This window comes from Paenibacillus sp. N3.4 (genome assembly GCF_008017805.1).
In the GTDB taxonomy this organism is placed as follows: domain Bacteria; phylum Bacillota; class Bacilli; order Paenibacillales; family NBRC-103111; genus Paenibacillus_E.
In genome coordinates, this window is the sequence record NZ_VRTT01000200.1 from 1 (window position 1) to 1,420 (window position 1,420).

The window sequence follows — 1,420 nt, forward strand, 5'->3', positions numbered from 1 at the left end:
ACTTAAAACCAAATGCAGAGCTACAATTCGAAAGGAGCCGCTATTATGAAGGATTTCACAAAATTTGTTGGTTTAGACGTTTCAAAAGATTCAATTTCTGTTGCTGTCGCAGATACTGGACGTGGTGAACCACGTTTTCTCGGAAACATCCCACATACACCTGAAGCGATCCGCAAGCTCATGAAAAAAATAGGCTCTCCTGAGCAGTTGCATGTTTGCTACGAAGCAGGACCAACTGGGTATGGCCTTTTTAGATTTCTGCTTTCTCTCGGAATTGACTGTGTAGTTGTTGCTCCAACACTCATTCCTCGGCGTGCTGGAGATCGCATCAAAACGGACCGAAGAGATGCATTAAGGCTGGCACAGCTCCTTCGAGCCGGCGAGCTTACACCTGTTTGGACTCCCGACGAAGACCATGAAGCTTTGAGAGATTTGGTTCGCGCTCGTCATGACGCTAAGGAAGACTTGCACCGTGCTCGACTTCGTCTTGTCCAGTTTTTGCTTCGTCATGATCTGCGCCCAGTAAAAGGAACACGGAATTGGTCTGTTAAGCATAGGGAGTGGCTGGACAGTCTTCGTTTTGAAAAATCATCGTTACGAATCGTATTTCAAGAATATCTTCACGCCATAGATGAAGTGACGGACCGAATGAAGCGCATCGAAGCTGAAATTCATGAGCAAGCAACGAGCAGTGTTCACGCACCAGTTATCCAAGCCCTTCAAACCATGCGTGGAGTAGCGGAAGTAACCGCGACCACCTTAGTAGCGGAAATTGGTCAGTTCTCTCGGTTTTCAAGTCCCAGGCAATTAATGTCATACGCCGGACTTGTTCCTAAAGAATATTCAAGTGGAGCAAGTCGTTGGCAAGGATCCATCACGAAGGTCGGGAATGCTCACATTCGCCATGTCATCGTAGAATCTGCTTGGTCCTATCGTCATGCCCCTTCTTTAAAAGGACAAATTCGTGCTCGTCAGGAAGGACAAGATCCTGAAGCTAAGCGTATTGCATGGAAAGCTCAACACCGTTTACACCAGAAGTACCATCTCATTACTGCACGAGGAAAAGCCGGAAAACAAGCTGCAGTAGCTGTGGCCAGAGAACTTATTGGGTTCATTTGGGCTATTGGTTGTGAAATTGAAAAGAAGCAATCAGAAGCATTGGTCGCATAGTCAGTAATCTGAAGACTTTTGGATATTAAAAAAAGAGATTTGAAATTTTGGCTCGGAGGCAAAACACCGGTAAGGAGAATCCTCATGTTAAGCTATGCACTAGGCACTGAGTGATAGCCGAATGTGCGCCGTTAGTCCGAGGCAGCTCCGCGACGGATGGATTGAAATGCGGTACCCAACCCGCGCATATCAGACTGTTAACCACCGTCAACGTCTTTGCCTTCGTGCCAAGATTTCAAGGTAACAACCA

Annotated in this window: 1 protein-coding gene; it reads left to right on the forward strand. The window is 46.7% G+C overall.

The features are described from left to right. Positions 1-45: 45 nt before the first annotated feature. Positions 46-1,170, forward strand: a complete 1,125-nt coding sequence (locus tag FU659_RS34920) for an IS110 family RNA-guided transposase (protein ID WP_147951733.1) — start codon at positions 46-48, stop codon at positions 1,168-1,170. Positions 1,171-1,420 lie beyond the last annotated feature (250 nt).

Excerpts from the sequence above, each read along its gene's own strand:
- FU659_RS34920 (WP_147951733.1), top strand. The coding sequence starts at position 46 with ATGAAGGATTTCACAAAATTTGTTGGTTTAGACGTTTCAAAAGATTCA.